This is a genomic window from Pseudomonas sp. 05N431, assembly GCF_056397005.1.
The window spans coordinates 29,385-51,441 of record NZ_JBFTMN010000008.1; the positions used below are offsets into that span (position 1 = coordinate 29,385).

Below are 22,057 nucleotides of genomic sequence, written 5' to 3' on the forward strand. Positions count from 1 at the left end.
AATGAGGAGGGTTATGAGCTTTTTTAGCCGTATCAAGACCTTTGTAAGGCAAGACACCAAGGAACAAGTTGTCGGGTATTCCATAGCAGAGCTCAAATCAGTTTTTACTGAGCCTTTGTTGCACACGACCCACACTCAGTTTGGCCAGCTGAGAGCGGTGTCTTTGGAAGATGTAGGTATTCCAGCTTATTACGCTTCGCTCCTGATCGATGGAGGCGACATACATACGTTTTGGGCGATCGTGGAATCAAGCTTCAAATTTGTAAACGAGAAAATGTTCGACGATCTACCCGTGAAGCGGTATGAGAGCACTAAAAAGAATGAACACTTGATTTTTTCTGTATCCACTAGAGAATTCAACTCTGTCACCGCACGGTTGGTTACGAACAGCACTGATTTTCTGAATGCTATTCACAGTGAGAAATTCTCTGTACCTCCACCCTGGATAGCTTTTGATGGGTACAACCCATCATGGTGGGGCGGAAATATGCAAGGCGCACAGGGTTACTACAGCGATAACTATTTCTTAAGGTTTTTCAAAGGTTTAAGCGAAATAGAGAGGCAAATTTTTTACGCAAGGTACAATGCCGCAGATGAGTGGATAAGCAGTTTGGAGTTGATGTACGACGAGTGACGCTAGCAACTGTGCTTAAGGGGGCTCAGGAATAGACCACGTTTGTTAAAACCTATAATCGTGGTCTCTCCCCATACTTACTATTGTCAGCGGGTTTCTGCTTGTTGTAATCGGCCGGAAACCAACTATTGCAGAACGTTCCAGTATGTTTACGAAAGCGGTGGCGATTCAAAGTGTAGTTGATTCTCTCTTGATGGATTTGAAAATACCATCATGTTTAATGAAAGGGAGTAAGTCATAAAAAGATACAGTTGCCGTGAAGTTGCCAAGTGCGTAACAGGCTACGGAATAAGGGCTAAATAGAAAAGTAATACCTTCTTGGGAAAGCGAAAAATGCTGGAGGTTTTCTCTTTGGTTAACACCATTTTCTATTTCTTGGATGTTGTGTGTATTAGGTACTTGTCCTGTCTTTTCCCAGTATTCTTTCTCAATGCATTTTTGACAAATTTTTGAGATTGTCTGGTGCGCACTATCGGGATCTTGGAATAATTCAAATAATGTAAATGGATATATTTTCCCGTCACTTATAACGTAATTAAAATTCTCGAAGTGGTTGTTTGAGTGCGCAGCTCCTGAACCATACCAACCCACGTTGTAATAGATGCTCAATATATGATCTGTTGCATATGTGATCGCATACGTATCCCATCGTTCATTGTCAAGGGAATTAAAACCATTGGGGGCATCTTGTGTCCAAGGTGTTGACCTGCTTTCGATCAAAGCGTTATGAGCTCTTCCTTCAAAGAGTTTTGAAAGAGTGGTTGCAATTTCTGGATATTGCTCGGAAGAAAAGCTGGGGTAGGGGATTTGAACTTTATGTCCTGGTCTACCTACCCATTCCTCTTTTATTTCATTGTCGAAGACGCGAAATGGTCCATAAATACCGCCTTGCTGTAGAATTATCTCCTGCTCAATAGCCGCTTGATTGAGCGATATGGATATTTTCTCCCATAAATCTGGAATAGAAGCGTTAATAAACTGTAGGCGTTTACTGATGTTTACAGGGACCTCGCATTGTTCTAATAGGATTGGGATTATGTAGATGTCTGATGGGAGTTTGTATCTCAAGTTGTCAAAAGCTTGGCTTGCTTCTCTTTGTACAAAACCTCGCTTGTTTACGCTGCATTTGCTTAAAAAAAGAAATACTACATTTGCTTCAGAGAAAGCTCGTTCGATTTCAACCTCCCAGTTCTGACCGGGCATAAGTTTTGCTGCATCAATCCAAGGTTCAAAACCAAGCGATAGCAACTTTTTATAGAAGGGATTGACGCGCTCGTAGTCTTCTTTGGCATAGCTTAGAAAGATTTTCAGCATATCTTGTTTTCCCTGGGAAGTTATCTGAGTAGGTTGAAGGAGGGGCGGTATGTTGCGACCTTTTTATATTTTAACCTGACCTTTCATCTCTGTAGCGGTAATCTAATGGGGATGCCTTTTGTTGCTGGTATCCCGAGTGGACGTTTTTAATCCTTTATTAGCTACTACCATACCTCACACCTAGTTTGCATGAGATTATCTGAGATCAGCGATGCTTTAAATCTTTGCTCATCCGAAAACCACCGATGATTTATCAGTGCCCTGTCGTAGTCATAGTGCAACCCAGCGGCAGAAAAAAGACTCAAATCCATCTCGTCTGCAAGTGACTGATTGCAAGGTTCGCAAAGGGTGACTAGGTTTCTTGATGTGCTTTCCCCTCCCTTTGAATAAGGTATCACATGCTGCATTGTTAGTTTTGTTTCTGCGCCGCATCTTAAACATCTCCCGCCATCTCGGGCCAATATTTGCTTCTTTTTTACTCCTGAATAAGTTCTCTTCAATGTGCTAGGTGACGAAATCTCAATATCTGTAAAAACACCGGTTGCAGAGTTTATGCACTCTTTAGATTTCAGCCATTGCTGCATTGACTTGCGAACAAAATTTTCTTCTATAATTGCCCATCCTCTGGCGTTAAGCCAGATGTTAAAGGAGTGATCATTTTCAATTTTTATAGGGTTATGGCCCAGTTCTCGTGCAGCTTCTGAAAAAAGCTCCTTAGAAACGGTGCAGGGCTTCCTGAATTCACGATGATTTTTGCCGAATCGCTCAAATGACGTATATGTGGAGAAGTACACATACCCACCACAAATCATTTTCAGATCAAAAGCATAAACTTCTTTATCCATATTAGTTTTCCGGTGGTTTCTAGCTACTACCTTGAAAGTCTTTGGGGTAGATCATGGTTTGTTAAAAATATAATTGTGGTCTCTCCTCATATCTTCCTCTTTTTAACAAACTAACGTAAAGATGTGAAGTTAGGGCTTCCATTGGTCTGGATGATGTATTCAAAAGTTATCTCATCAAAGTCTGCGCCGCGAGTATCATCTTTGATGTCTTGGATCTTGATTGCCGCATAAAATCCATTGACGTTCTGTAAGATCGCGATCTGATTGGTTTTCGGACGTCTTGATCTCGATGAGCTATCGTAGTTTCTTGCGTCATCAATATCTGTAATAATGTTTTTATCTTTTACTACTGCTACTGTCTTGATGCTCGCTGGGTCATTATAAATCTGAATGCAGCTATCGCTTGATTTTATGAACTCTAGCTCGAACAGTAACTCGCTTTGACCAATGCAGAAATGGCCATTATTGTTGGAGTAGTCAAAAGTAACCCTGCCTTTCATTGCAGGTGAAACGTACTTTTCATTGTTTGGTATGAATTTTTGCTCTGCGAAGTATTTGGCGGTTTTAAATGGATTTGCTCCAATAGGAGGAATTGGCAATGCAGGCTCATCTAAAATCTCTCTCAAAAGTTCTTCATACTGACTTTCATACAGATTTTCAACTTCAAAGCTTATGTAAAGCCGGCCGCCTAGAAATGTGGGAACCTTTTTTTGTGTTGGGTTATTTCTAATTATGGGTACAACCCAGTTCGTGTTAAGGTCAGAAAGTAACTCTGCTGTTATGATTTGCTTCTCATAACCAACTCCGCCTTGACCTTCATTTGCTTTTTTAATATATGTTTGAGAGCAGATGCAAAGAACTCTATTTGATTTTGATAATCCTCGTTCCATGAACGCTGCTAGGTCCTGACCTAACTTTAGATTCCAGCGGTCTAGAAGTACATTTACACCATTTGAACGTAGTCTTGTGGCTAGCTGTAAAACCCAATCTTTGTGAGATTGATCATCGTGCGAATAAGAAATAAATACTGTAGGTTCCATTTTTGATTTCCTTTTGTTTAGTGGTGGAACACACTTGGTTTATACAGCGGAAAGGGACAGGTCTATTGTTTGCTAAGGTAATTTGGTGAATAAATAAAATCGTTAATTTTTCGCAGTAAATATCTTGTCAGTGTACTATTTTTTGTGATTTCCAATAGTTGTTGGTAGGAGCACTGGTACTTGAAATTTTATTCTGTTTGTCGAGCTGTTTTGCGCGCTGCTGGAGCCGGTTGGTGAAACTGAGATGGAACCTACAGTTTTATTTCCATCATTTGATGTGTGCTCTTCGGAAACAGTCACCGCAACGTCGAATACTACTTGTTGTAATGGGACTCCTGTTTCTAAGCAGTAAGCCTGACCTTCTGCTGATTTATAGAATCTTGCTGTGTTAGGGTTGATTTTTGCGTTGTATTCGCTACCAAATTCTTGAGCAGAAACAACCCCTTTTATTATTTGCTTTAAAGTCTCTGCAACGAAATCATCTAGTTTCATTTTTTATCCAAGGAAAGATGCTATAAGAGAGCCGATAGAGGCGATGTTGCCTGCGCTTGGTAGTCCAGCTAAGAGAGTTTTTATGACCGCTTTGCTCGGGTTTTTGTTATTTAACTGGGCTTCTACTGCATCAATGACTTCATAAGAGGCTGTGGCCTCCTCGCTTTGTAGTTTTAGTTTCTTGATCTCTTCGCGTAGCTCCGCTATGTGTGCTTGTAGGTCAGGATTAGAATTCACAATGTTAACTGAGTTATCAGTTGAATTTTGATTTATTCGATTGTTGGCTCCAGATATGTTGTAAGTGATGTGCTGGATAGCACTTTTTGCGTCCGGTAATCCAAGTTTAACAACATCCATTTGATAACCGGCAGGAATTCCGTGAAATTGTTCATGAAATCCTGGGTCAATGACCTTGTACGTCTCTTCTGCACCGTTACTCATGAAGCGCCTAATTAAATCACCAGGCTCTATGAGTAAGTCGGCTCTGTGTATGAATATCTTGTTCTTTTGAACGCTGGCCTTGACTTGCTCAAAAGATTCACCATTTTGCTTGAGTAAACTCACGATATCTGTCAGAAAATCATTAAATGGCATTTTGTTTTCTCTTGTTTGTATTTAAATTAAGAATAGATACAAAGCCCTTCACTACGAACTTGTGCGGGTTTAGTAGGTAATATTCCGGAATGAGGATTTTTTACCGCTATCGAGTGAGGTATTTGCGAAGGAGGTGTGGAGGAACGGCGGTTCATGACGGCAACTCCTTTGCGTGTGACATTCGACAGGTGTTGAGGGTAGCGCTGGGCACGAAAGGAAAGCAACCGTGCCAGAAGTCCTCATACAGGCGCTTTGCAGGGAAGACAAATGTCTGCTTTGGGCTGTGGATTCAACCCGTTGATGCAACGGATTGGCTAAATCTATATCGGGACCCGTATTAACGGTTCAGTCCTAGGAGTCGGCTACAAAGATCTCCATTTTGGAGGAATTTTCCGACACCTTTTCAAGGTTGCCGAGTGGGAAGGTCTGCGGATAACCTCCGGGTGTCGCTGGCAATTCAGCGATCGGGTTTAGCGACCTGAACAGGTATAGGTGATACAGCATCCATAACTTTGTTTAGGAGCTTCACCATGCACAAGGTCACTCCCGATTCCGTAGAAACCCCAGGCACTTCCCCTTACGCCTCCAGCGACTCCAAAAAACTCCACGACGCCGCCGAGCGGGCGCTGGACCATTACCTCAAGCCGCCGTTTGTTGAGGCGCCGCTGTCCGATAAGCGTCCTTCCAATATTTTTACGGTGATTCCTGATCTGGATAACGAGACGCTGTTGGCGCATGCCTCGGAAACGTTGGCGTCGTTGAATGTGCTGGCCAGTGATTTGGCGTTTGAGCTGGAGGGCACGCGTCGGCATGTGGCGTTGGCGATTCAGCAGATGATTTCGTTGGGGGAGTTGTTGGTGAATCGGGCGTTGGATAGTTTTGATCAGCCGGAGGTGCCGTAGTCGCGTGTTGTCCGGATGCCGGTTAGTTAGGCCGTTACGCGATTTGTAGCAGCTGGCGAAGCCGGCGTTCGGCTGCGAAGCAGTCGTAAAATCAGGCGGCGCGTTCTTTCAGGCATTCCGTGTCGGCAGGATTTGCGAGGACTTCGTCCTCGAACGCAGCCTCGCGGGCTCGGCAGCTGCTACAGGTTGGGTGTTCAGTCTTTGGGGGGCTTGGTATTCCCCATTCGGGTTGTCCGTTTTGTAACAGGATGGCAATCGGCGGGATGGGTGGGGTGTGCCAGAATAGGCGATCCATTTTTTCAGGAACGCCCATGGACGCTGCCAAACCCGCTCTGATTCGCGAAACCTTTCCCGTTGGGCCGTTGCAGTGCAACTGCACGATCATCGGTGATCCGATCACCAAGAAGGCCATCGTTGTCGATCCGGGTGGCAATCATGAGTTGATTCTGGCGCGGCTCGATGCGTTGGGGTTGAAGGTGGTGAGCATCATTCATACGCACGCGCACCTGGATCACTTTCTGGCCTCGGGTCAGTTGAAGGAGAAAACCGGCGCAACGTTGCACCTGCATAAAGAGGATCAGTTCCTTTGGGACAATCTGGAGATGCAGTGCCAGATGTTCGGTGTGCCGTACACGCCGGTGCCGTCGCCGGATCGTTGGTTGGCCGATGATGAAGAACTGGCCTGCGGTTGTGGCGTGGCGTTGCACACGCCGGGGCATACGCCGGGTTCCATGAGCTTTTGGTTTTCCGAGGCTAAGCTGCTGATTGCCGGCGACACGCTGTTTCGTCGCGGGGTAGGGCGTACGGACTTGTGGGGTGGTGATCAGGCGACCATCGTGCGTTCGATCAAGCAGCGTTTGTACACCCTTGATGAAGAGGCGACAGTCATAACCGGACACGGTCCCGATACTCGTCTGGGCGATGAAATGCGTGAAAATCCTTTTGTGCGGGCCTGATTTTCCAGGCTGTGGAAGGACCTGATGGAATTTTTGCCACAGGTCGTGTTCCAACGCCCGCAGGGGGCTATTGCCAACGTCCGTTGCACCACAGAATGTAAAAGTAGGAGCTCCTCCATGTTCACCTCGAGTCGTTTGATTATTGTCGCTACTGCCGTGGCCATGCTGGCTGGCTGTGCGAACCAGAACCCGTATGACAACCAGGGTCAGGCCGACAGCGGCTCCACGGGCATGAGCAAAACCGCCAAATACGGTGGCCTGGGTGCGCTGGCTGGTGCGGTGGCCGGTGCTGCCATCAACCACAACAACCGTGGCAAGGGCGCGCTGATTGGTGCTGCTATCGGTGGTGCTTCCGCCGCCGGTTACGGTTACTACGCCGACCAGCAGGAAAAGAAACTGCGCGCCAGCATGGCCAACACCGGGGTTGAAGTGCAGCGTCAGGGCGATCAGATCAAGCTGATCATGCCGGGCAACATCACCTTCGGTACCGACTCGGCGAACATTGCTCCAAGCTTCTACCAGCCACTGAACAACCTGGCCGGTTCGCTTAAAGAGTTCAATCAGAACCAGATTGAAATCGTCGGCTACACTGACAGCACCGGCAGCCGTCAGCACAACATGGACCTGTCCCAGCGTCGTGCTCAAAGCGTGGCAACCTACCTGACGTCGCAAGGTGTCAGCGGTGCCAACCTGTCGGCGCGTGGTGCCGGTCCGGATAACCCGATTGCCAGCAATGGCGATGTGAATGGTCGGGCGCAGAACCGTCGTGTGGAGGTTAACCTCAAGGCGATTCCGGGTCAGCAGTATGGCCAGCCTGCCCAGCAGCAAGGTCAGCAGTACCAGTAACAAAAAACCTGACTGAACCCCAGGTGTAAAAAGCCCGCCCGATTCTCAGCAGATCGGGTGGGCTTTTTTTTGTTGCCTGTGGGGGCCTCATCGCGAGCAAGCTCGCTCCCACATTTGATCTTCAGTGGACACAAAATCTGTGCCCTATGCGGTCCAGTGTGGGAGCGAGCTTGCTCGCGATGAGGCCCCCACAGGCGATCAAATCCTCAGCAACAAAAAAGCCCTCGGACATCACCTGTCCGAGGGCTTTTTTATATCGCGTGAAACCGGGTTACTTCTTCAAGCCGTAATGCTCGTCGAGCATGCCTGGAGAATTTGGCATTTTCGGCGCGTAATCGCGTGGTGGCTCCTGATTGCGTGGCGGCGTCAGGCGTTCCCGTGGCGCTTGCACGGCGGCGTCGGAGTGCAGGGAGGCCAGCAGGCGTTGGCGAGTCTGTTCGTCCAGGGCCAGGCGGTTGGCACCCTCGGCGAGGTGGTCTTGCACTTCCTGATAGCTCTGAGTGAGCTTCTTGACCAGCGTTGCGGTGCTGTTGAAGTGGGTGACCACTTCATTCTGATAGCTGTCAAAACGTTCCTGAATGTCATCCAGCTGACGTTGCGTGCTGCTAGGCGCGGCATTCGGCAGAAGGCGGGCAACCAGGAATCCAATGGCGACACCGGCAACCAGGGCAAGAGTCGGCAACAACCAAACTAAGAGCGAGTGTTCCACGAGTCCTTCCTCTATAAACGGCTTTGCTTTACGTTAACGGCTCGGACCTGCGCTGTATACCGCGACGAGATCGCAATCATGCCAGGCACAGACTTTTAGCTAGACGAGTCGACCCTTCGAGAGGTCACGGAGTTCCTTCCTTGCTTATGCGTGAAACCCCTGTATTGATTGATGGCCCGGTGGGCCAACTGGAAGCCTTGTACCTGGACTCCCCCGAGCCACGTGGCCTGGCGCTGATCTGTCACCCCAACCCGGTGCAGGGCGGCACCATGCTCAATAAAGTCGTTTCGACTTTGCAGCGCACGGCCCGTGACGCCGGTTTGATCACATTAAGATTTAATTACCGTGGCGTTGGCGCGAGTGCCGGCACGCATGACATGGGCACCGGCGAAGTCGATGACGCTCAAGCCGTGGCTGAATGGTTCCGCGCCAAACACCCTGGTTTGCCCATGACCCTGTTCGGTTTCTCGTTCGGTGGTTTCGTCGCGGCCAGTCTCGGTGGACGGCTGGAAGCCAAGGGCGAGCAGCTCAAACACGTGTTCATGGTCGCGCCGGCGGTGATGCGTCTGGGCGATCAGGATCAGCTGCCGCAGCACGGCGAACTGACGTTGATCCAGCCAGAATCCGACGAAGTCATCGATCCGCAACTGGTTTACGATTGGTCTGACGCCCTCGATCGCCCCCATGAGCTGCTGAAAGTGGCAGAATGCGGACACTTTTTTCACGGCAAGCTGACCGATCTCAAGGATCTGATCCTGCCGCGCCTTTCGAATTGATTGCAGTCTGATAAGCGATTACCCATGACTACTCGTACGCGCATCCTCACCGGCATCACCACCACCGGCACCCCGCATCTGGGCAACTACGCCGGTGCGATCCGTCCGGCGATCCTCGCCAGCCGCGACAGCAATGCCGATTCGTTCTACTTTCTGGCCGACTACCACGCCCTGATCAAGTGCGATGACCCGCTGCGCATTCAGCGCTCGCGTCTGGAAATCGCCGCGACCTGGCTGGCCGGTGGTCTGGATGTGGATCGGGTAACGTTTTATCGCCAGTCCGACATCCCGGAAATCCCTGAGCTGACCTGGCTGCTGACCTGTGTCGCCGCCAAGGGCCTGCTCAACCGTGCGCACGCCTACAAGGCGTCGGTGGACAAGAACGTCGAAACCGGTGAAGACCCGGACGCCGGCATCACCATGGGCTTGTACAGCTACCCGGTGCTGATGGCGGCGGACATTCTGATGTTCAACGCGCACAAGGTCCCGGTTGGTCGCGATCAGATCCAGCACGTGGAAATGGCCCGCGACATCGGCCAGCGCTTCAACCACCTGTTTGGTCAGGGCAAGGAATTCTTCACCATGCCCGAGGCGTTGATCGAAGAAAGCGTCGCCACGCTGCCGGGCCTCGATGGCCGGAAGATGTCGAAAAGCTACGACAACACCATTCCGTTGTTCTCCAGCGCCAAAGAGATGAAGGATGCGATTTCGCGGATCGTCACCGACTCCCGTGCGCCGGGCGAAGCGAAAGATCCGGACAATTCGCACCTGTTCACGCTGTTCCAGGCCTTCGCCACTCCAGCGCAGTCCGACGAATTCCGCAGCGAACTGTTGCAGGGCCTGGGTTGGGGTGAGGCGAAGAATCGTCTGTTCCAACTGCTCGACAACGAACTGGGCGAATCCCGCGAGCGTTACTACCAGCTGATCGAGCGCCCGGCAGACCTCGAAGACATTCTGCAGCACGGTGCCGCCAAGGCTCGCGCTGTGGCCACGCCGTTCCTCAACGAGCTGCGTGAAGCGGTCGGCCTGCGCTCTTTCGTCAAGCAGACGCAAGTGGCAGCCACCACCAAGAAGAAAGCCGCGAAAGCCGCGCGTTTCGTCAGCTTCCGTGAAGACGACGGCAGCTTCCGCTTCCGCCTGCTGTCGGCCGATGGTGAGCAACTGCTGTTGTCGCGCAACTTCGCTGACGGCAAAACCGCAGGCCAGGTGACCAAACAACTGCAATCCGGCCAAGCGCTGGACGTTCGCAGTGAAGACCTGAGCTTCAGCGTCTGGCTTGAAGGCGAGTGCGTTGCCGACAGCCCGGCCTTCGCTGACAGCGCTGCGCGGGATGTCGCCATCGACGCCTTGCGGGTTGCGCTGACGCCTGTTCAGGAATAATCATCGGTTCGGCCCGACCAAGGGCTGATTGCCATTCTCAAGGGTCGTCGCTACAGTGTCGGCCCGTTTTTGTTGCCTTGCTAACGAATTATGACGCCCCTAGAACGATATCAAGCTGATCTGAAACGCCCGGAATTCTTCCATGACGCCGCCCAGGAAACTGCCGTGCGCCATTTGCAGCGCCTGTACGACGATCTGGTCGCGGCCTCGCAGAACAAACCGGGCCTGCTCGGCAAGCTGTTTGGCAAGAAAGACCAGGCGCCGGTCAAGGGCCTGTACTTCTGGGGCGGCGTAGGTCGCGGCAAGACTTACCTGGTCGACACCTTCTTTGAAGCGCTGCCGTTCAAGGAAAAGGTCCGCACTCACTTCCACCGCTTCATGAAGCGCGTGCACGAAGAGATGAAGACTCTCGGCGGCGAGAAAAACCCGCTGACCATCATCGCCAAGCGTTTCTCCGACGAAGCGCGGGTGATCTGTTTCGATGAGTTCTTCGTGTCCGACATCACCGACGCGATGATCCTTGGCACCTTGATGGAAGAGCTGTTCAAGAACGGCGTGACCCTGGTCGCGACGTCGAACATTGTGCCGGACGGTCTGTACAAGGACGGTCTGCAACGTGCGCGGTTCCTGCCAGCCATCGCGCTGATCAAGCAGAACACTGACATCGTCAACGTCGACAGCGGCGTCGACTACCGTCTGCGTCACCTTGAGCAAGCCGAACTGTTTCACTCTCCACTCGACGAAGCGTCCCACGAGAGCCTGCGTAAAAGCTTCCGCGCCCTCACGCCGGAATGCACTCAGGCCATCGAAAATGATGTGCTGATCATCGAGAACCGTGAGATTCGTGCCGTGCGTACGTGCGACGACGTGGCCTGGTTCGACTTCCGCGAACTGTGCGACGGACCGCGTAGCCAGAACGACTACATCGAACTCGGCAAGATCTTCCACGCCGTGTTGCTCAGCGGTGTAGAGCAGATGAGCGTCACCACCGACGACATCGCCCGACGCTTTATCAACATGGTCGACGAGTTCTACGACCGTAACGTCAAGCTGATCATTTCCGCTGAAGTCGAGCTCAAAGACCTCTACACCGGCGGTCGCCTGAACTTCGAGTTCCAGCGCACCCTCAGCCGTCTGCTGGAAATGCAGTCCCACGAGTTCCTCTCGCGGGCGCACAAGCCGTAACGGTCTGTACAAGGCTTAGTCGTTCTACTTCCCCCTGTAGCAGCTGCCGAGCCTGCGAGGCTGCGTTCGAGGACGAAGTCCTCGCAAACCCGGCATACGCGGTTTGCCTGAAGGAACGCGTTACCTGATTCGGCGACTGCTTCGCAGCCGAACGCAGCCTCGCAGGCTCGACAGCTGCTACGGAAGCAGTCCAGTAGCGTATTTCAGCGTTGATGGATACGTTGCGCCCTCATTGAGCGGGATCTGGAAATCCAGCAGGTCCCCGTCGTTCGGAATCCGCAGGCGCGATTCGACGCCGGCCTGTCGGGCGGCGCTGGCCAGTGACTGGCGTGTCACCGGGCAGTGGCTGAGCGCTTCAAGGTGATTGGCGATCACTGTGCCTGACGACTGCCGAGTAAATGCCAGCACCTCATCAATTCCCATGATGATGTCCCCACCCAAATCGAAACGCGCACCGCCAGCCGGCACCACCGAAACGTCTGGCCGATGCAGGGCAACGAACGCCTGAACGGCAGGCGTGAGCAGCGTATCGCCCGTCAGGTAGAGGCTGGGCTCGCCGGGCATTTCAATCAAATAACCCACACCATGTTCCATCATCTTGCCTACCAGCCCCCGACCATGGGTGCAGCGAATCGTGCGGATCTGGCCGCCGAGGAAGGCGCTCGGTTGCTCGTGATCGGCCGGTAACGGCTGAACATTCAAATCTTGCTCGGCCAGATGGGCGGCGTCGTGCGGTGTGCAGATGACCGGAATTCGGGTCTCGCGCAGCCACTTCTTTGCGGCGCGATCGAGGTGGTCGAAGTGTCCTTTCTGGCAATGGGTGATCAGGCAGTGGGTGACGGACTCCAGTGCGGCCGTTGCCGAGCCGGGTAACTCGACCAGTGGGTTGCGGTCTCGTGCGCTGAAAATGCGCAAGGGCGGAAGTGTGTGTTTTCGCGCCAGCATCGGGTCGACCAAAATACGATGAGGGCCGAGCTCGACAATAATCGTCGCGTTGCGTAGCTGATGAATCTTCATGGCGATTCCTCTGGGGGAGAGGCGCCATTGTGTCGAGTCGGGTTACGCCACAGAATGGCAGGCTCGGACATAATTAATTCGATTTCAGCCATGACTCTACCTCTTCGAATCGGCTTGCTGCTTTTCCCTCGTTGCATGCCGGCGGGGCTGTTTGCGTTTGCCGATTTGTTGCATGCGGCCAATCGTCGTGCCTCCAGCACGCTCTTTGAAACGCGCTTCGTGGCAGTGCAGGCGGGTGCGGTTGAATGTGCTCAAGGCTTGTCGTTACAGGTGGACAGCACCCTGGTGGGGTCTGATTTTGATGCGCTGTTGATCCCTGGTTTTTGGGCCGAGTCAGCCCAGCAGGTCGACGATGCGCTAGCCACCAATGCCCCTTTGGTCGCGGCGCTGTCGGCACGTTCGAAGAAACAGCAGCTGTGGAGTTATTGCAGTGGTGTCTGTTTGCTGGCTGCAAGCGGGAAGCTGGACGGTCAGCCGGCAACGGTAACGTGGTGGCTGGCAGAGGTTATGGCGCAGCGGCATAAAGCCGTGAAGTGGCAAAGCGAACGCCACAGCGTCATTAACGAGCGGACGGCCACTGCGTCCGGCGTGAACGGTTACTTGCCCATCGCTCAGGCCTTGATCGAGCGGTATGTCAGCCCGGAGGTGTTTCGCGACCTTACCAAGCTTATGGTGCTTGCGCGTCCGGCCCAGGCACATAGCGCCTTTGCGGCCATGAGCCTGATTGAGCAGTCGAGCAAGCTGCTGCGTCAGTTGCATGCGCTGGTTGAGCAGTTGCCGGCTGAGCAGAAAACCGTGCAGCGCTTGGCAGGGCAACTCGGTATGTCCGAGCGCACGCTGTCGCGTAAGGTGAGCAGTGAAACCGGTGTTGCCGTTGCAACCTATGCTCGCTGCATCAAGCTGAATCAGGTCAGCGAACGCCTCATCCTCACGTCCGTAGCAGTCAACACGATCAGTGCCGAGTTGGGTTTCAGCAGCGACTCCAACCTGCGTCGGATGTTCAAGGAGCTGACAGCGCTGACTCCGCTGGAGTACCGGCAGCAGTTTGGGCGGTATTGAGGGGTAGGGCGGACTCGAACGCGAATACCTCGAAAAAAGGGCCTGCAATGCAGGCCCTTTTTTGTGCGCTGAGGAACCAATGTGGGAGCGAGCTTGCTCGCGATGGCGGTGTGTCAGTCACATCAATGCTGGATGTGCCGTCGTCATCGCGAGCAAGCTCGCTCCCACAGGGGATTTGTGTTGAGTCGGTTTCCTACGCGGCTTGCTGAAACTGCTGCCGATACTGGTTCGGCGATAGCTCGGTGTGCTGGCGGAACAGCCGCGCGAAGAAGCTCGCGTCGTCGTAGCCGACTTCGTAGCTGATGGTCTTGATGCTTTTGCGGCTGGCAGACAGCAAGCCCTTGGCGGTTTCGATGCGCAGCCGTTGCAGGTAGTGCAGCGGCTTGTCGCCAGTGGCGGTCTGGAAGCGCCGCATGAAGTTGCGGATGCTCATGCCGTGTTCGCGGGCGACGTCTTCGAAGCGGAACTTGTCGGCAAAATGCTCTTCGAGCCAATGCTGGATCTGCAGGATGATCACATCCTGATGCAGCTTCTGCCCGCCGAAACCGATACGCCCGGGCGAATAGCTGCGCTGCACTTCATACAGAATGTCGCGGGCCACGGCCTGGGCCACGTTCGCTCCGCAGAAGCGCTCGATCAAGTAGATGTAGAGGTCGCAGGCCGAGGTGGTGCCGCCGGCGCAGTACAGGTTGTCGGCGTCGGTCAGGTGCTTGTCCTGATTGAGCTGGACGTTGGGGAAGCGCTCTTCGAAGGTGTTGAAGAAGCGCCAGTAGGTGGTCGCTTCCTTGCCATCGAGCAGGCCGGCCTCGGCGAGCCAGAACACCCCGGTGGCTTCACCGCAGAGCACCGCGCCGCGTGCGTGTTGCTCGCGCAGCCACGGCAGCACCTGTGGATAACGTTTGCAGAGGGTGTCGAAATCGTCCCAGAACGCCGGGAGGATGATGATGTCGGCGTTTTCCAGGCCGCCGTCCACCGGCATGATCACATCACTGAAGCTGTTGACCGGTTTGCCGTCGGGGCTGACCAGACGGGTTTCGAACACCGGGGTCAGGCCGTGGCCCAGTTGTTTGCCGTAACGCAGGCTGGCCAGATGGAAGAAATCCTTGGCTTGCATGAGGGTGGATGCAAAAACCCGGTCGATAGCCAGAATGCTGACGCGCCGCAAGGGCGTGGAGAGTTGGATAGACATATTCAATTTATTCTTATAGGGGAAAGTGGTCACCAAGCGGCTGGATCGTCTTATTTTTTGTCTGATGTGTCCAGTGTCCTGTTATCAGCGGGAGGCTTAGGCTCTGGGAATCATTAGCGATCGACCATAACCACAGGTGCCCCGATGATCCCCAGAACCTTGTTCAGTTCCGAGCACGAACAGTTTCGCGACAGCGTACGAACCTTCCTCGAAAAAGAGGCCGTGCCGTTTCATGCGCAGTGGGAAAAGCAGGGTCATATCGATCGCAAGCTGTGGAACAAGGCGGGGGAGGCGGGGATGCTCTGCTCCCATCTGCCGGAAGCGTACGGTGGGTTCGATGCGGACTTCCTCTACAGTGCCGTGGTGATTGAGGAGGTCGGTCGACTGGGGTTGACCGGTATCGGTTTCTCTCTGCATTCGGACATCGTGGCGCCGTACATCCTGCATTACGGCAGTGAAGTGCTGAAGAAAAAGTACCTGCCGAAGTTGGTCTCCGGCGAAATGGTTACCGCGATTGCCATGACCGAGCCGGGTGCCGGGTCCGACCTGCAAGGGGTGAAAACCACGGCGGTGCTGGACGGTGATGAGTACGTGATCAACGGTTCGAAAACCTTCATCACCAACGGCTTTCTCGCGGACCTGGTGATTGTCGTGGCCAAGACCGATCCCAAGGCCGGGGCCAAGGGCACCAGCCTGTTTCTGGTGGAGGCGAACACCCCGGGCTTCGAAAAGGGCAAGCGTCTGGAGAAGGTCGGCATGAAAGCGCAGGACACCTCGGAGCTGTTCTTCCAGGACGTCCGTGTGCCCAAGGAAAACCTCTTGGGGCAGGCCGGGATGGGCTTCGCCTATCTGATGCAGGAATTGCCGCAGGAGCGTCTGACGGTCGCCATCGGCGGTTTGGCCTCAGCCGAGGCGGCGTTGCAGTGGACCCTGGATTACACCCGTGAGCGCAAGGCGTTCGGCAAGGCGATTGCAGACTTTCAGAACGCCCGCTTCAAACTGGCGGAGATGGCCACGGAGATTCAGATTGGTCGGGTCTTCGTCGACCGCTGCCTGGAGCTGCACCTGCAAGGCAAGCTCGATGTGCCAACGGCGGCGATGGCCAAATACTGGGGCACTGACTTGCAATGCAAGGTCCTCGACGAGTGCGTGCAACTGCATGGCGGTTACGGTTTCATGTGGGAATACCCGATCGCCCGGGCCTGGGCGGATGCGCGGGTGCAGCGGATTTATGCCGGGACCAATGAAATCATGAAGGAGATCATTGCTCGGTCGCTTTGACCTGAGGTGGCTGGGCGGACGCCATCGCGAGCAAGCTCGCTCCCACATGGATCACGCTGTACCTGTGGGAGCTTGCTCGCGATTGGGTTTATGAGTCGATCAAGGTGCCGGGTTCGGGTGATCCTTGTGAATCGCCTCGATCCCCGCCAGCACTTCATCCGACAGTTTCAGATCGAAACTGGCGATGTTGCTGTCCAGCTGTTCCAGCGTGGTCGCGCCAATGATGTTGCTGGTGACGAACGATTGCCGGGTCACGAATGCCAGGGCCATTTGTGCCGGGTCCAGGCCGTGTTCACGGGCCAGCGCCACATAACGGCTGCACGCAGCTTCCGACTGCGCGTTGAAATAGCGGCTGAAGCGGCTGTAAAGGCTCAGGCGAGCTTTTGCCGGGCGCGCCCCGCCTTCGTACTTGCCGGACAGAAAACCAAACGCCAGCGGCGAATAGGCGAGCAGCCCGCATTGTTCGCGGATGGCGATTTCCGACAGGCCGATTTCAAAGCTGCGATTGAGCAGGTTGTAGGGGTTCTGGATCGACACCGCACGCGACCAGCCGCGGGCTTCGGCCAGTGCGAGGAATTTCATGGTGCCCCACGGCGTTTCGTTGGACAGGCCAATGTGGCGGATCTTGCCGGCCTTGACCTGCTCGTCGAGTGCTTCGAGGGTGTCTTCCAGCGGGGTCAGGTTGACTTCGCTCTTGTGCGTGTAGCCCAGCTGACCGAAGAAATTGGTGCTGCGCTCCGGCCAGTGCAGTTGATAGAGGTCGATATAGTCGGTCTGCAAGCGCTTGAGGCTGGCGTCCAGGGCCTGGACGATGTGTTCGCGGTTGTGTTTGAGGTGGCCGTCGCGAATGTAGTCGATGGTGTTGCCGGGGCCGGCGATCTTGCTCGCCAGAATCCAGTCGGCGCGATCGCCACGGCTCTTGAAGTAGTTGCCGATGTAGCGCTCGGTGGTGGCGTAGGTTTCAGCCTTGGGCGGCACCGGGTACATTTCGGCGGTGTCGATGAAATTGATCCCGGCGCTCTTGGCCCGTTCAATCTGTGCGAAGGCCTCTGCCTCGCTGTTTTGCTCACCCCAGGTCATGGTCCCGAGGCAGATTGCGCTCACGTTCAGATTGGTACGGCCCAGCTGTCGATAGTCCATCGGGTAGTCCTTGGGGGGAAACAATCATAAAAGCAGGTTGAATTTTTTTTCGCAATCTGCATAATTGCGCACCTCTTTCTGCAGTGGAAGTGATGCGCCGCCTGCCGAAGAATCTTGCCGTTGAACGGACGCGCCGACCCGAGCCCCCGATAGCGTCTGTACCCGGCTGCCTTTGACTTGTCAAAGTACGCACTATTCAGTAAGATCCGCCGTCTAAATTTACAGGGCGGCCCCTGAGGCTATAAAGAATGAAAACTTTTACTGCTAAACCGGAAACAGTAAAGCGCGACTGGTTTGTCGTCGACGCTGCTGGTCAGACCCTGGGTCGTCTGGCCACCGAGATCGCGAGCCGTCTGCGTGGCAAGCACAAGCCTGAGTACACTCCTCACGTTGACACCGGCGACTACATCGTCGTTATCAATGCCGAGCAGATTCGTGTGACCGGTGCTAAAACCACCGACAAAATCTACTACTCCCACTCCGGTTTCCCGGGCGGCATCAAGTCGATCAACTTCGAAAAGCTGATCGCTAAAGCCCCTGAGCGCGTGATCGAGACCGCGGTCAAAGGCATGCTGCCTAAGAACCCGCTGGGTCGCGACATGTATCGTAAGCTGAAAGTCTATGCGGGCGCTGCACACCCTCATACTGCTCAGCAGCCCCAAGAACTGAAGTTTTAACGGAATAGTTCATTATGTCGGCGACTCAAAATTACGGCACTGGCCGTCGCAAGACCGCAACCGCACGCGTTTTCCTGCGTCCGGGCACTGGTAACATCTCCATCAACAACCGTTCCCTGGATAATTTCTTCGGTCGCGAAACTGCCCGCATGGTAGTTCGTCAGCCGCTGGAATTGACTGAGACTGTCGAGAAGTTCGACATCTACGTCACCGTGATCGGTGGTGGTGTAAGTGGTCAAGCTGGCGCAATCCGCCACGGTATCACTCGCGCTCTGATGCAGTACGACGAAACTCTGCGCAGCGCTCTGCGCAAAGCGGGCTTCGTTACTCGCGATGCACGTGAAGTTGAACGTAAGAAAGTTGGTCTGCGTAAAGCGCGTAAGCGTCCGCAGTACTCGAAGCGTTAATTCGCTTTTGCGTTCAAAAGCGCCCAGTCTCCTCACGGAGCTGGGCGTTTTTTTTGCTTAAAGATTTATGATGTGACAACTTGCCACATCCGTAGAGCCCCTATACTACAAGGCTTAGCGCTGACCCCGGATGGTAATTACCTTGTCAGAACTGGGGCTTTTCATTACCATTCTGCAAAATTTTTATAAGTTCAGATTTTTACTTAGTAGATGCCTGATTTAACAGGCCACAAAGCTGATGGGAGAGGACTGAATGAGCAATGACGGCGTGAATGCAGGCCGGCGTCGCTTCTTGGTAGCAGCCACATCCGTGGTGGGTGCTGCAGGAGCGGTGGGGGCTGCGGTCCCGTTCGTGGGGTCATGGTTTCCCAGTGCCAAGGCGAAAGCCGCAGGTGCACCGGTGAAAGTGAATGTCAGTAAAATCGAACCAGGTCAGCAGATGATTGCTGAATGGCGCGGTCAGCCGGTATTCATCGTCCGCCGTACGCAGGAGATTTTGGGGAATCTTGCAAAGATCGAGGGTGATCTCTCTGATCCAGACTCCAAGAATTCGGTACAGCCAACTTACGTGGACCCCAAGACGCGTTCGATCAAGCCAGAAGTTCTGCTGCTGATCGGTATTTGCACGCACTTGGGTTGTTCTCCGACCTTCCGTCCAGAAGTAGCGCCTGCCGATCTTGGCCCAAAATGGGTAGGTGGTTATTTCTGCCCTTGCCACGGTTCCCACTACGATCTGGCTGGCCGCGTCTTCAAGTCGCAACCCGCGCCTTTGAATCTGCCAGTTCCCCCGCATTCCTATGAGTCGAACGACATCATTGTCATCGGCGTCGATACGGAGAAAGCGTGATGAGCAAGTTCATGGATTGGGTTGATGCGCGCTTTCCCGCCACTAAAATGTGGGAAGACCATCTCAGCAAGTACTACGCCCCGAAGAACTTCAACTTCTTCTATTTCTTTGGCTCCCTGGCGCTGTTGGTTCTGGTTAACCAGATCGTAACTGGCGTCTGGCTGACCATGAGCTACACCCCGTCGGCGGAAGAGGCATTCGCCTCCGTCGAATACATCATGCGCGACGTCGAGTACGGCTCGATCCTGCGTCTGCTGCACTCCACCGGCGCTTCGGCGTTCTTCATCGTGGTTTACCTGCATATGTTCCGTGGCTTGCTCTACGGTTCGTACCAGAAGCCGCGTGAGCTGGTGTGGGTCTTCGGCATGCTGATCTACCTGGCACTGATGGCTGAAGCCTTCATGGGCTACCTGCTGCCGTGGGGCCAGATGTCCTACTGGGGCGCCCAAGTGATCATCTCGCTGTTCGGTGCGATCCCGGTCATCGGTAACGACCTGACCCAGTGGATCCGTGGTGACTACCTGATTTCGGGTATCACCCTGAACCGCTTCTTCGCCCTGCACGTCGTGGCCTTGCCGATCGTGATTCTCGGTCTGGTGGTGCTGCACGTTCTGGCACTGCACGAAGTCGGTTCGAACAACCCGGACGGCGTGGACATCAAGAAGCACAAGGACGAAAACGGCGTACCGCTGGACGGCATTGCCTTCCACCCGTACTACACCGTGAAAGATATCGTCGGCGTGGTGGTGTTCCTGTTCATCTTCTGCGCGATCGTGTTCTTCTTCCCGGAAATGGGCGGTTACTTCCTCGAGAAGCCGAACTTCGAAGTGGCGAACGCCTTCAAGACCCCGGAACACATTGCCCCGGTCTGGTACTTCACCCCGTTCTACGCGATTCTGCGTGCGGTTCCGGACAAGCTCCTGGGCGTTGTGGCCATGGGTGCTTCGATTGCCTTGCTGTTCGTCCTGCCGTGGCTCGACCGTAGCCCGGTCAAGTCCATGCGCTACAAGGGCTGGCTGAGCAGGATCTGGCTCTGGGTGTTCTGCATCTCCTTCGTGATTCTAGGCTGGCTGGGCGTCATGGCGCCTACTCCGGAGCGTACGTTGCTGTCGCAGGTCTGTACCTTCCTGTACTTCGCCTACTTCATTCTGATGCCGTTCTACACCAGGCTCGAGAAGACCAAACCGGTTCCGGAAAGGGTGACTGGCTGATGAAAAAGCTATTTGCTGTACTGATTCTTGCTGCATTGCCTGTCTTGTCCTTCGCGGCCGAGCACGGTGGTCCAGAGCTCGAAAAAGTCGATATCGACGTCTCCGATAAAGCGGCAATGCAAGATGGCGCGCGTACGTTCGCCAACTATTGCATGGGCTGCCACAGTGCCAAGTTCCAGCGCTATGAGCGCGTTGCCGATGATCTGGGGATTCCTCATGATCTGATGCTGAAGAACCTGGTGTTCACGGGCGCCAAGATCGGTGACCACATGAGCATCGGCATGCAGCCGGCAGACGCCAAGACCTGGTTCGGCGCTGCGCCGCCCGACTTGACTCTGGTGGCTCGCGTTCGTGGTACTGACTGGCTCTACGGCTACCTGCGGTCGTTCTATGAAGACCCGAGTCGTCCTTGGGGCGTGAACAACAAGGTGTTCCCGAACGTCGGTATGCCTAACGTTCTGGTCGGCCTGCAGGGTCGTCAGGTGGTAGGCTGCAAACAAGTTCAAATCGTCGAAGACGGCAAGAAGCAGTATGATCCGCTGACCGGCGCGAAGCTGACTCATGAAGCGTGCGATCAGCTGACCATCGTGCCAAAAACCGGTGCACTGAACGAAGAGCAGTTCGACGAGAAGGTCAAGAATCTGGTGACCTTCCTGGCCTATTCGGCCAACCCGGTGAAGCTGCAGCATCAGCGCATCGGTACCTATGTGTTGCTGTACCTGGCGTTCTTCTTCGTATTCGCTTACTTGCTCAAGCGTGAATACTGGAAAGACGTGCATTGATAAAGCTTTAAGCAATTGCTGTTAATCGCGCGCGCCCAAGGGCGTCTCTGAACGTGTAACGAGTCTGGTCAGCCAGGCGTTACGGGAGGCGCCCTCTGGGCGCGCTCGTTTTTCCGCTCCCGATAATTTCTACAAGCGAGGAGGACCGCCATGGGCGTGACCAATCGGTTGGCCTGTTACTCCGACCCCGCCGACCACTATTCCCACCGAGTGCGTATCGTACTGGCAGAGAAGGGTGTCAGCGCCGAGATCATCAGTGTGGAGGCGGGCCGTCAGCCGCCAAAGCTGATCGAAGTGAACCCTTACGGCAGCTTGCCCACCCTGGTCGATCGTGACCTGGCGTTGTGGGAGTCGACCGTGGTGATGGAATATCTGGATGAGCGTTACCCGCATCCACCGTTGCTGCCGGTTTATCCGGTGGCGCGTGCCAACAGTCGCCTGCTGATTCACCGTATTCAACGTGACTGGTGTGTTCTGGTGGATCTGATTCTGGATTCGCGGACCAAGGAGCCTGCGCGTGTGCAGGCTCGCAAGGAATTGCGTGAAAGCCTGACGGGCGTTTCGCCGCTGTTCGCCGACAAGCCGTTTTTCTTGAGTGAGGAACAAAGTCTGGTGGATTGTTGCCTACTGCCAATACTCTGGCGTTTACCGATTCTGGGTATTGAACTGCCGCGGCCTGCCAAGCCGCTGCTTGATTACATGGAGCGCCAGTTTGCGCGTGAGGCTTTCCAGGCGAGTCTGTCTGGTGTCGAACGCGATATGCGCTAAGGCTTA

At 54.1% G+C, this 22,057-nt stretch carries 24 protein-coding genes; 15 read left to right on the forward strand and 9 right to left on the reverse strand.

What is annotated here, in order from left to right:
* Window positions 1–13 precede the first annotated feature (13 nt).
* Entirely contained in the window at window positions 14–634 is a 621-nt protein-coding gene (locus AC1DIG_RS15475) for a hypothetical protein (RefSeq protein ID WP_477768000.1), read from the forward strand.
* A 168-nt stretch (window positions 635–802) separates the two neighbouring features.
* On the opposite strand, the gene AC1DIG_RS15480 is transcribed toward AC1DIG_RS15475, so the two are convergent.
* From AC1DIG_RS15480 to AC1DIG_RS15500, 5 genes are all read right to left on the reverse strand, one after another.
* Entirely contained in the window at window positions 803–1,948 is a 1,146-nt protein-coding gene (locus tag AC1DIG_RS15480; RefSeq protein WP_477768001.1) for a TIR domain-containing protein, read from the reverse strand.
* 164 nt (window positions 1,949–2,112) lie between these two features.
* A complete protein-coding gene (locus AC1DIG_RS15485; protein WP_477768002.1) occupies window positions 2,113–2,793 on the reverse strand; it encodes an HNH endonuclease in 681 nt (226 codons plus the stop codon).
* A 110-nt stretch (window positions 2,794–2,903) separates the two neighbouring features.
* Window positions 2,904–3,833 (reverse strand): toll/interleukin-1 receptor domain-containing protein, encoded by a 930-nt coding sequence (locus AC1DIG_RS15490; RefSeq protein WP_477768003.1) that lies wholly within the window; start codon window positions 3,831–3,833, stop codon window positions 2,904–2,906.
* A gap of 135 nt (window positions 3,834–3,968) precedes the next feature.
* Complete coding sequence (locus AC1DIG_RS15495) at window positions 3,969–4,325, reverse strand: hypothetical protein (RefSeq protein ID WP_477768004.1); 357 nt, start codon at window positions 4,323–4,325, stop codon at window positions 3,969–3,971.
* Window positions 4,326–4,328: 3 nt separating this feature from the next.
* Window positions 4,329–4,919 carry a hypothetical protein gene (locus AC1DIG_RS15500; RefSeq protein ID WP_477768005.1) on the reverse strand — a complete coding sequence of 197 codons (591 nt, stop codon included), beginning with the start codon at window positions 4,917–4,919 and terminating at the stop codon, window positions 4,329–4,331.
* A 530-nt stretch (window positions 4,920–5,449) separates the two neighbouring features.
* On the opposite strand from AC1DIG_RS15500, the gene AC1DIG_RS15505 reads away from it, so the two are divergent.
* The 3 genes from AC1DIG_RS15505 (at window position 5,450) to AC1DIG_RS15515 (ending at window position 7,623) form a co-directional block, all read left to right on the forward strand.
* Window positions 5,450–5,821, forward strand: a complete 372-nt coding sequence (locus AC1DIG_RS15505) for a DUF6124 family protein (protein ID WP_477768006.1) — start codon at window positions 5,450–5,452, stop codon at window positions 5,819–5,821.
* 311 nt (window positions 5,822–6,132) lie between these two features.
* A complete protein-coding gene (locus tag AC1DIG_RS15510) occupies window positions 6,133–6,777 on the forward strand; it encodes an MBL fold metallo-hydrolase (RefSeq protein WP_401123500.1) in 645 nt (214 codons plus the stop codon).
* Between the two features lie 117 nt (window positions 6,778–6,894).
* Window positions 6,895–7,623, forward strand: coding sequence for a YiaD family glycine zipper/OmpA-like lipoprotein (locus AC1DIG_RS15515; protein WP_477768007.1), 729 nt, complete (start codon window positions 6,895–6,897; stop codon window positions 7,621–7,623).
* Between the two features lie 271 nt (window positions 7,624–7,894).
* On the opposite strand, the gene AC1DIG_RS15520 is transcribed toward AC1DIG_RS15515, so the two are convergent.
* A complete protein-coding gene (locus AC1DIG_RS15520) occupies window positions 7,895–8,332 on the reverse strand; it encodes a Z-ring associated ZapG family protein (RefSeq protein WP_477768008.1) in 438 nt (145 codons plus the stop codon).
* Between the two features lie 146 nt (window positions 8,333–8,478).
* Here AC1DIG_RS15520 and AC1DIG_RS15525 point away from each other — a divergent pair, with 146 nt between their 5' ends.
* The 3 genes from AC1DIG_RS15525 to zapE all read left to right on the forward strand — a co-directional run bounded on the left by AC1DIG_RS15525 (window position 8,479) and on the right by zapE (window position 11,673).
* Window positions 8,479–9,108 (forward strand): alpha/beta hydrolase, encoded by a 630-nt coding sequence (locus AC1DIG_RS15525; protein WP_054595690.1) that lies wholly within the window; start codon window positions 8,479–8,481, stop codon window positions 9,106–9,108.
* Between the two features lie 24 nt (window positions 9,109–9,132).
* A complete protein-coding gene (locus AC1DIG_RS15530) occupies window positions 9,133–10,488 on the forward strand; it encodes a tryptophan--tRNA ligase (RefSeq protein WP_477768009.1) in 1,356 nt (451 codons plus the stop codon).
* Window positions 10,489–10,578: 90 nt separating this feature from the next.
* Window positions 10,579–11,673: a cell division protein ZapE gene (gene zapE, locus AC1DIG_RS15535; RefSeq protein ID WP_145015017.1), complete on the forward strand. Its 1,095-nt coding sequence runs from the start codon at window positions 10,579–10,581 to the stop codon at window positions 11,671–11,673.
* A gap of 177 nt (window positions 11,674–11,850) precedes the next feature.
* Here zapE and AC1DIG_RS15540 read toward each other — a convergent pair whose 3' ends face one another.
* Window positions 11,851–12,690: an MBL fold metallo-hydrolase gene (locus AC1DIG_RS15540; RefSeq protein WP_477768010.1), complete on the reverse strand. Its 840-nt coding sequence runs from the start codon at window positions 12,688–12,690 to the stop codon at window positions 11,851–11,853.
* On the opposite strand from AC1DIG_RS15540, the gene AC1DIG_RS15545 reads away from it, so the two are divergent.
* Entirely contained in the window at window positions 12,679–13,749 is a 1,071-nt protein-coding gene (locus AC1DIG_RS15545) for a GlxA family transcriptional regulator (RefSeq protein ID WP_477768011.1), read from the forward strand. The two genes, AC1DIG_RS15540 and AC1DIG_RS15545, sit on opposite strands and share 12 nt — an antisense overlap.
* A gap of 193 nt (window positions 13,750–13,942) precedes the next feature.
* Here the strand turns inward: AC1DIG_RS15545 and AC1DIG_RS15550 are convergent, their stop codons facing one another.
* Entirely contained in the window at window positions 13,943–14,839 is an 897-nt protein-coding gene (locus tag AC1DIG_RS15550) for a GlxA family transcriptional regulator (protein WP_187682481.1), read from the reverse strand.
* 243 nt (window positions 14,840–15,082) lie between these two features.
* Here AC1DIG_RS15550 and AC1DIG_RS15555 point away from each other — a divergent pair, with 243 nt between their 5' ends.
* Window positions 15,083–16,219, forward strand: a complete 1,137-nt coding sequence (locus tag AC1DIG_RS15555) for an acyl-CoA dehydrogenase family protein (RefSeq protein ID WP_477768012.1) — start codon at window positions 15,083–15,085, stop codon at window positions 16,217–16,219.
* 99 nt (window positions 16,220–16,318) lie between these two features.
* Here AC1DIG_RS15555 and AC1DIG_RS15560 read toward each other — a convergent pair whose 3' ends face one another.
* Complete coding sequence (locus tag AC1DIG_RS15560; protein WP_477768013.1) at window positions 16,319–17,359, reverse strand: NADP(H)-dependent aldo-keto reductase; 1,041 nt, start codon at window positions 17,357–17,359, stop codon at window positions 16,319–16,321.
* A gap of 248 nt (window positions 17,360–17,607) precedes the next feature.
* On the opposite strand from AC1DIG_RS15560, the gene rplM reads away from it, so the two are divergent.
* The 6 genes from rplM (at window position 17,608) to AC1DIG_RS15590 (ending at window position 22,051) form a co-directional block, all read left to right on the forward strand.
* Entirely contained in the window at window positions 17,608–18,036 is a 429-nt protein-coding gene (gene rplM / locus AC1DIG_RS15565; RefSeq protein ID WP_019693576.1) for a 50S ribosomal protein L13, read from the forward strand.
* Window positions 18,037–18,050: 14 nt separating this feature from the next.
* Complete coding sequence (gene rpsI, locus AC1DIG_RS15570) at window positions 18,051–18,443, forward strand: 30S ribosomal protein S9 (RefSeq protein WP_102591612.1); 393 nt, start codon at window positions 18,051–18,053, stop codon at window positions 18,441–18,443.
* A gap of 253 nt (window positions 18,444–18,696) precedes the next feature.
* Window positions 18,697–19,290, forward strand: a complete 594-nt coding sequence (gene petA / locus AC1DIG_RS15575) for a ubiquinol-cytochrome c reductase iron-sulfur subunit (RefSeq protein WP_019693575.1) — start codon at window positions 18,697–18,699, stop codon at window positions 19,288–19,290.
* Window positions 19,290–20,501, forward strand: coding sequence for a cytochrome b (locus AC1DIG_RS15580; RefSeq protein WP_054595702.1), 1,212 nt, complete (start codon window positions 19,290–19,292; stop codon window positions 20,499–20,501). The genes petA and AC1DIG_RS15580 overlap by 1 nt, the downstream gene beginning before the upstream one ends.
* A complete protein-coding gene (locus AC1DIG_RS15585) occupies window positions 20,501–21,283 on the forward strand; it encodes a cytochrome c1 (RefSeq protein WP_477768014.1) in 783 nt (260 codons plus the stop codon). The genes AC1DIG_RS15580 and AC1DIG_RS15585 overlap by 1 nt, the downstream gene beginning before the upstream one ends.
* 150 nt (window positions 21,284–21,433) lie before the next feature.
* Window positions 21,434–22,051, forward strand: coding sequence for a glutathione S-transferase N-terminal domain-containing protein (locus AC1DIG_RS15590; protein ID WP_019693572.1), 618 nt, complete (start codon window positions 21,434–21,436; stop codon window positions 22,049–22,051).
* Window positions 22,052–22,057 lie beyond the last annotated feature (6 nt).

Bases quoted from the DNA above. Each gene is read 5' to 3' on its own strand.
- AC1DIG_RS15475 (WP_477768000.1), top strand. From the start codon at position 14: ATGAGCTTTTTTAGCCGTATCAAGACCTTTGTAAGGCAAGACACCAAG.
- AC1DIG_RS15545 (WP_477768011.1), top strand. From the start codon at position 12,679: ATGAATCTTCATGGCGATTCCTCTGGGGGAGAGGCGCCATTGTGTCGA.
- AC1DIG_RS15510 (WP_401123500.1), top strand. From the start codon at position 6,133: ATGGACGCTGCCAAACCCGCTCTGATTCGCGAAACCTTTCCCGTTGGG.
- AC1DIG_RS15500 (WP_477768005.1), bottom strand. From the start codon at position 4,919: ATGCCATTTAATGATTTTCTGACAGATATCGTGAGTTTACTCAAGCAA.
- AC1DIG_RS15530 (WP_477768009.1), top strand. From the start codon at position 9,133: ATGACTACTCGTACGCGCATCCTCACCGGCATCACCACCACCGGCACC.
- AC1DIG_RS15515 (WP_477768007.1), top strand. From the start codon at position 6,895: ATGTTCACCTCGAGTCGTTTGATTATTGTCGCTACTGCCGTGGCCATG.
- AC1DIG_RS15490 (WP_477768003.1), bottom strand. From the start codon at position 3,833: ATGGAACCTACAGTATTTATTTCTTATTCGCACGATGATCAATCTCAC.
- AC1DIG_RS15540 (WP_477768010.1), bottom strand. From the start codon at position 12,690: ATGAAGATTCATCAGCTACGCAACGCGACGATTATTGTCGAGCTCGGC.
- rplM (WP_019693576.1), top strand. From the start codon at position 17,608: ATGAAAACTTTTACTGCTAAACCGGAAACAGTAAAGCGCGACTGGTTT.
- AC1DIG_RS15585 (WP_477768014.1), top strand. From the start codon at position 20,501: ATGAAAAAGCTATTTGCTGTACTGATTCTTGCTGCATTGCCTGTCTTG.
- AC1DIG_RS15580 (WP_054595702.1), top strand. From the start codon at position 19,290: ATGAGCAAGTTCATGGATTGGGTTGATGCGCGCTTTCCCGCCACTAAA.
- zapE (WP_145015017.1), top strand. From the start codon at position 10,579: ATGACGCCCCTAGAACGATATCAAGCTGATCTGAAACGCCCGGAATTC.
- AC1DIG_RS15555 (WP_477768012.1), top strand. From the start codon at position 15,083: ATGATCCCCAGAACCTTGTTCAGTTCCGAGCACGAACAGTTTCGCGAC.
- petA (WP_019693575.1), top strand. From the start codon at position 18,697: ATGAGCAATGACGGCGTGAATGCAGGCCGGCGTCGCTTCTTGGTAGCA.
- AC1DIG_RS15485 (WP_477768002.1), bottom strand. From the start codon at position 2,793: ATGGATAAAGAAGTTTATGCTTTTGATCTGAAAATGATTTGTGGTGGG.
- AC1DIG_RS15480 (WP_477768001.1), bottom strand. From the start codon at position 1,948: ATGCTGAAAATCTTTCTAAGCTATGCCAAAGAAGACTACGAGCGCGTC.
- AC1DIG_RS15525 (WP_054595690.1), top strand. From the start codon at position 8,479: ATGCGTGAAACCCCTGTATTGATTGATGGCCCGGTGGGCCAACTGGAA.
- AC1DIG_RS15560 (WP_477768013.1), bottom strand. From the start codon at position 17,359: ATGGACTATCGACAGCTGGGCCGTACCAATCTGAACGTGAGCGCAATC.
- AC1DIG_RS15505 (WP_477768006.1), top strand. From the start codon at position 5,450: ATGCACAAGGTCACTCCCGATTCCGTAGAAACCCCAGGCACTTCCCCT.
- AC1DIG_RS15495 (WP_477768004.1), bottom strand. From the start codon at position 4,325: ATGAAACTAGATGATTTCGTTGCAGAGACTTTAAAGCAAATAATAAAA.
- rpsI (WP_102591612.1), top strand. From the start codon at position 18,051: ATGTCGGCGACTCAAAATTACGGCACTGGCCGTCGCAAGACCGCAACC.
- AC1DIG_RS15590 (WP_019693572.1), top strand. From the start codon at position 21,434: ATGGGCGTGACCAATCGGTTGGCCTGTTACTCCGACCCCGCCGACCAC.